We start from the raw sequence: 6,212 nt of genomic DNA on the forward strand, positions 1-6,212 counted from the left end.
CAAAGGTGCGCCACGTTCACTGGTTTGAATAAGCGAAAATGTATTATCACGCCGTTCAATACCAACCACTGTGGTACTGGTTTCAACTTCCTCAAAAAGATTAAGAGAGCTTACAAGACCAGGTTGAAACTCATAGTTTTCAATGGCTTTCATCATTGTGATGCTTGAGAAAGCATCATGTTTAAAAAAATTCATATCCATGTGTGCATTCTCCTATCGCAATAGAATGTTGTTATGGTCTTCTAAAGACTGAATGGCTGCTTTCTTTTGCTCATCCGTGATGGCATCTGGCCATAGAAGTTCAGAAGCTTTTACAGTGCATAAGCGTGCTGTAATCACGGCACGTTGATCTGCTTCTGTTGCGTCAATAGTGGCAAAAGAAATCCCTGCCGGTGTTTGACTGCCATCTGATGCTGCTGGATTAAGGGGGGTATATTTTTGTGATGCTGTAATTTTCCCCATGACAGTTCCAGCTTCAATGAATGCTCCTGATGCAAACAGCACTTCTTCATTTGACATATCGGGGTCGTAGGGTCCAAGATAAGCGCCATTGCGTACGTCGTCATAAATAATATTCGTCATTTCACTGCCCTCCAAGCTGCTTCCCATTTTGCGTGAATCTTTGCCTTGCTCGTCCCATCACTATGAGGGGTATAAGGCGAGACTTTTAAAGACGCGCTTTGAGAGCTAGCAGCCGTCAACACACACTGGCGTGCTTTCTCGACACTCATACCGTTTTGAATAGCTTTTGCTGCGTCAAAAGAAACGCCTAAGTGCTTTGCTTGCCTTTCAAGGGTTGTTAGTGCTTTTGCGCGCTTTCTTTCTTTTTCAAGAGCAGCTTTTATGTTTTCCTGCTTGTCCTCATTGTCTTCATCTTCATCTTCGTTTTCTTCGTCGTCAAAGATTTCGGCGTTTTTGTCGATGTCACTATCGTCTTCGTCCTCTTCCTCGTCATTGATGATGTCGACGATCTTTTCGTCATCCTCTTCTTCAGCGCGGTATTGTGTGCGTGCCATGTGTTTTGTCCTTCTTTTTCTGTTGATGTTGGGTTTTGTGATATGGAATCCGTTAAGGCTTCCAAAGCTTGCGCAAGGGTGCCCTGCGCATCTGCTAATCCAAGCGTGATCGCTTGGGTGCCTATAAAAGTTTCTGCTTTTGTGTCACGAATTGCAGCAGCATTTAAGCGTCTGTTTTGCGCCACCAAATCGACAAACATCTCGTAGAGCAGGGCGCAATCGGCTTGCATTTTTATCTGTGCTGTATCGCTCAAGGGTTCATGAGGGTTGCCATGGGTTTTGTGATCACCTTCAAAGACAAAGGTCCATTTATGCCCGTGTTTTTCATCCGCACGAGATTGGTCAAGATGGGCACAAACAACCCCAATCGAGCCCACAACCCCTGTGCGAGCTACCCATATTTGAGAAGCCGCACAAGCAATGGCATAAGCTGCAGAACAAGCAAACTCATTGGCATGTGCCCAAATGGGCTTGTCGTATTGTTTTGAGAGTGTTTGAAACTCTTCAACCAAATCAAACACACCACCGGCTTCTCCACCGCCGCTATCAATATCAAGTAAAACAGCGCGAACATCAGGTTGTGCAATGGCTTCACGAAAAGAAGCGCTTAAACCTTCATAAGAGGTTAGCCCCGATAAAGCCCCAAGCCATGCACCACGGCGCACAAGCGTGCCATGAACCGGTATTATGGCAACATTGTTTTGTACTACATAAGTTTCAGGGGGTCTTAAAGCTTCTGTATTCTCTTGCGAATAAGCTTCAATGGGAAACTTTTCTCCCTCAAAAAGGCGTGGTGCAAGAGCATTCAAAATGATATCAAGCTTTGTCGAGGCAAGCATATGAGGAACCCCAAAAAGCCGTGATGCCAAAAACGGCATATCAAGATTATTCACCATTTTTATGTGCCTCACTGCCTTGGTTACTTTCATAAGTTTCAGAAGGTTCTGAATCTGCGGTATCAATTACTTGATTGCTATCAGAGGTCGCTGCCATATCCGTGTCAAAAGATAAGCCGCGCGCACGAGCGTCTGTGTGCTCTTCTTGCAGTTCGGCATGAATGCTGTCGATATCAAAGCCACGCTCGGCAAGTGCCATGCGTCGTGTTTTCAAGCCTGCACGAATTTCTTCTTTTTCCGCTGAGATATCCTTGTTTGGATCAATCATTTCAAGCGGGGGTGCAAAGCTTTCACATTGAAGCCATGGCAAGGAATTTTCTTCCCACCCTGGCAAATTGACGCATCCAGCAAGCACTGCCATTTCAACAAAACGCTCCCAAACAATGCGGTTAAACTGAAAGGCAATAATATGTTCACGCCATTGTTTGACGTGCCGTCTAAACTGAATGATGGAGGTGCGTACATTTGAAAAATTCCCCCGCGTAACGTCTCCAGTCACAACGGCATAAGGCATATTAAGTGCTGCACAAATTTTCAAGATATTGCGAAATTGAAAAGCCTCATAAGAGCCACCAACCTCAACAGGATTTGAGAATGTAACTTCTTTATTCTCTCCTAAATAAAGAGATGCACCGGGCGCAATGACAGGTGCTTTGTATTCTTCTTCAACGTTGTTTTTATCACGATTATCGGATAATTTTTCGACGTTTGGTGAATTGTCCTTGACAAACGCCGCGAAAAGAGCCGCCGTCCTTTTTCTATCGAGTTCTGCGTCGTCATAGGATTCGAGTTGAAAGATCTTTGTCATAGCGCGCGTTATTTTTGGAGAACCGCGCAATTGTCCGGCAATACGGCGCTCTTTGATATGAATGACCATTTCAGCAGGGACACGCACGCGCTCTTGGCTCTCAAATGCCATATTTGCAGGGACATCATCATAGGGGTGATGTTCCCAGAAATGATAAGCAACGCGCTTGCCACTGGCATTAAATTCAATCCCCATACGAATGTAATTGCCTTCAATATCAGCCGGTCCATTGTAAGTAAGGTCTAACATTTCGGTGGGATAAACTTGTAATTGAAGCGGCACACCAGAGCGCCCGTAGAGGTCAACATAATGTAGTCTTACAAAACATTCACCAGTTAGAAAGACTTCTCGTGCAATGGTTGCTTGAAGTCCATAAAAATTGGCATCTTCATCATAGTCCGCCTCATCAACCCATTGCCACCATAAGTCTAAAAGCTTTTTCTTTTCTTCTTGAAAACCTTCAATACGAGGATAAGGTTTAATCCCATCACTAACAGCCGCAGAGACCCATTCTTCCGTTGCAGACCCATAAAGAGATTCATTATCATAAAGCCATCTTGAACGAGCAACAATGGTATCACCACATTCTTCAATCGCTTTATTGATATGTTTTTTTGCGGGGTCAAAACCACCCATACGGCGGCTTTTACTTGCAGCTTCAAAAGGCGGATTGTGTTGACGAGAAATTGTAAAAAAGCCTGTGAGTTTATTGAAAAAACCAGCCATTAATAGCCTCGTGATATATTAAAATAGAAAACGCGTGAACGCTTGCGCCCTTCAAGGTTGGCTATTTGTATGTTCAGCATCTCAAGCGCTCTGCGAAGTTCCTCAACAGAACGATTGCTGACTTGCTTATCGCCGTGACGCACTGATTGCGCACCCGAATAAAGAGCCTCTTCAATTTGTTCACGCCGCCTTTTTAAACTTTCCAGTCTGTCAATTTTGCTGTTAATTGGTTCTAAAGTTTCACCCACAAATTACCTCCAATCCCCTCGCATATAAGGATTCATCACTGTTCTGGATTGTTTCCTTTGAGGTTTTGCTATCTGAGATCTTCTTGGAGAAGTGAATGAAGAAATCCCAGATGTTGGTTGCTCTACAGAACCTTCAATTTTAAGTTTTTCCAAACGCTCTTCTAAGATATCAACTTCTCGATTAAGGTTTATTCCCGCCGAAATCAGACCTTGTAAAGCCGCATAAGCATAGACCCTACAATCCAAGGCTTCGTTTCTTGCCTTTTCACTTTTTTGCCATTCAATACGCTTGAAGCCTTTGAAATATTTGATGACTTTTCTTTCAGCGGTTAGCTGGTCAAAATATTCCTGGTCAAGGCTTTTGTGAAAGTGTGTTGCACCAGCCCCTGATGCTTCAGGTCCCGATTTTTTAAACCGTGCCGTGATAATATCTTTTGCCGCGTCAACACCAACAATATAGAGATTAATCTGTCCTTTATTGTTTTTGCTTGGTCGGCGTGGCCATACCGCACGCCATCCCGCTTGCCCCTTAATGCCCCAGATACGCCGCCCTTCACGCGGGCGTACATAATTATAAACTGCCTGTGTGTGTCCACCACCGGTATCAATGCAAGCCGCTGTTATCCTAATCCCCTCTTTATAGCCTGGATGCGGCCAACGTTTTGCAAGATATTCATCCAATTGGTCCCACACTTCAAAAGAAGAGGGATCACCAAGGATCACTTGATAATCAATATGCCAACTTTCTTCACTACGCCCCCATCCCACCACTTCAAGTTCCAAGCGGTCATTTTGCACATCAATACCAGCTGTCAACACGACGGATTGTTCTGGTGCAAGGGGATAATCTTCGCGTTTTGCATAGAGGCTATCAGGATCAACAACTTCGCCTGTTCTGTCCTCCCATGGCTCTCCAAGCACTGTATTAATAAAAACTTGCAAAAGAGCAGGGTCTTCTTTGGCTCTTAAAAATTCGCGCGCACAATCGCCCCAAGTCAGCCATGGCGAATAAAGCGCTGAAATATGGTAAGAACGCAGACGAGGCTTACTTGACTCCTGTGTTGCGATCCAACAAGCACCGTTTTCTTCTGCCATTAAGGTGGACTTACGATGTTCGGCATGTTCATGACCACAATGCGCACAAACAAAAACAGCTTTTTCGGGGGCGCCTTTTGGCCACTTAATTTGTGACCAAACAATGGGTTGTAGAACACCACATGCATCACAAGGGACATTGTAATATCTCTGATCACCTAGCACAAAATCCTTGGCTACACGGCTTGTGTCACGGTGTGTCGGCGTGGACAATTTAAAAATTTTACGTTGAATAAAAGCAGAGGTTCGTTTTTCCGCAATTGTTACAGGATCGCCTTCATTATCGACATTCAATGGGTAAGCATCGACTTCATCCAAAACCAAATAGCGAATAGGAGAAGAACGCAATCCAGCAGCACTATTTGCTCCTGTAATCATCAATGTCCCCCCATAAAATTCCTTTGAAAACATTGTATTTCCACTGTCTCTTGCACGAGCAGGAGCAATGCGTTCACTTAAAGCAGGGCTAGCTGAAATCATCGGATCAAGACGAGACTTTGACAGTTTCTTAGCGGTCTCAACTGTCGGCATTACATAAAGGGCAGGTCCTGGACTATGATGAATGGCATAACCACAAAAGTTCAACGCTGCTTCCGACATTCCAATCTGAGCCCCCTTCATCACAACCGTTGTTTCAGTCGGATCATAAACAGAAAGATTATCCATGATCTCTCGTAAATAGGGGGTACGTATAGTCCTCCATAATCCAGGCTCAGCACTCGTAACTGTGCTCAAATAACGATTTTTATCAGCCCACTGGGAAACAGTATAAGGCGGGTCAGGACGGCGTCCTTCATTCGCATAGCAAAAAAAGAGCCCAGCACCAGAGGACGAGGGCGAAGCATCACTTATCATGTTCTGGATTCTCTTCTAAAATGTTGGGATCGTGAAAAGAAACAGGGACGACATTTTCCACTAAAGCTTTGCGCATATGATGATCGATAGCTCCAATAAGGCTCGCAGCATCACATCCCACTTGCGCCGCAATTTCAGTACCAAAGCGATAGGCAAAATTGAGCATTGTATCTCGATGCGCTCTTCCAAAGTTCCATGCTTCTTTTCTCACTTCTTCACGATCAACAGTGGTTTCGCGTAACTTTTCCAGAGCAATCTTTTCTTTTGCTAGCGCAACTTGCATTCGCTCCAGTTTTATCTTGTATTCATTGGCTCCATCTGTGGAGGCTTGTTTGATCTTTGTCAGCGGTTGACCATCCGGTGCTAAAAATGGAGCAGGGCGCTTTGTTGGATTCTCATTCCAGATAGCTGTTGCAAGCGCTTCATTGACAGAACCATCTTCAAAAAGAGCTGCATCAAATTTACCTGTCTTTATCCGAGAAACCACTGCATTATGTGAAACACCCATCTTCTTCGCAAACGCACGAACCGATAGACCCTTACGATTCTTCTTATTCATAGTTGCTCC

Annotated in this window: 8 protein-coding genes; all 8 read right to left on the bottom strand. The window is 44.5% G+C overall.

Going from position 1 to position 6,212, the window contains the following annotated elements:
• A partial coding sequence (locus tag ACFIL3_RS08750) for a major capsid protein (protein WP_375682090.1) occupies positions 1 to 201 on the bottom strand: 201 nt, incomplete at its 3' end.
• A gap of 12 nt (positions 202 to 213) precedes the next feature.
• Positions 214 to 582, bottom strand: coding sequence for a head decoration protein (locus tag ACFIL3_RS08755; protein WP_375612361.1), 369 nt, complete (start codon positions 580 to 582; stop codon positions 214 to 216).
• On the bottom strand, positions 579 to 959 hold the full coding sequence (locus ACFIL3_RS08760; protein WP_375682092.1) for a hypothetical protein: 381 nt from the start codon (positions 957 to 959) through the stop codon (positions 579 to 581). The genes ACFIL3_RS08755 and ACFIL3_RS08760 overlap by 4 nt, the downstream gene beginning before the upstream one ends.
• Entirely contained in the window at positions 842 to 1,912 is a 1,071-nt protein-coding gene (locus ACFIL3_RS08765; RefSeq protein ID WP_375682091.1) for a S49 family peptidase, read from the bottom strand. Before ACFIL3_RS08765 ends, ACFIL3_RS08760 begins: the two co-directional genes overlap by 118 nt.
• Entirely contained in the window at positions 1,902 to 3,446 is a 1,545-nt protein-coding gene (locus tag ACFIL3_RS08770; protein ID WP_375613965.1) for a phage portal protein, read from the bottom strand. The genes ACFIL3_RS08765 and ACFIL3_RS08770 overlap by 11 nt, the downstream gene beginning before the upstream one ends.
• Positions 3,446 to 3,694 (bottom strand): phage head-tail joining protein, encoded by a 249-nt coding sequence (locus tag ACFIL3_RS08775; RefSeq protein WP_375612364.1) that lies wholly within the window; start codon positions 3,692 to 3,694, stop codon positions 3,446 to 3,448. The genes ACFIL3_RS08770 and ACFIL3_RS08775 overlap by 1 nt, the downstream gene beginning before the upstream one ends.
• A gap of 3 nt (positions 3,695 to 3,697) precedes the next feature.
• Positions 3,698 to 5,644: a phage terminase large subunit family protein gene (locus ACFIL3_RS08780; RefSeq protein ID WP_375661184.1), complete on the bottom strand. Its 1,947-nt coding sequence runs from the start codon at positions 5,642 to 5,644 to the stop codon at positions 3,698 to 3,700.
• Complete coding sequence (locus ACFIL3_RS08785; protein WP_375682093.1) at positions 5,634 to 6,203, bottom strand: hypothetical protein; 570 nt, start codon at positions 6,201 to 6,203, stop codon at positions 5,634 to 5,636. The genes ACFIL3_RS08780 and ACFIL3_RS08785 overlap by 11 nt, the downstream gene beginning before the upstream one ends.
• Positions 6,204 to 6,212 lie beyond the last annotated feature (9 nt).

This window comes from Bartonella sp. CE47NXGY (genome assembly GCF_042195415.1).
Classification (GTDB): domain Bacteria; phylum Pseudomonadota; class Alphaproteobacteria; order Rhizobiales; family Rhizobiaceae; genus Bartonella.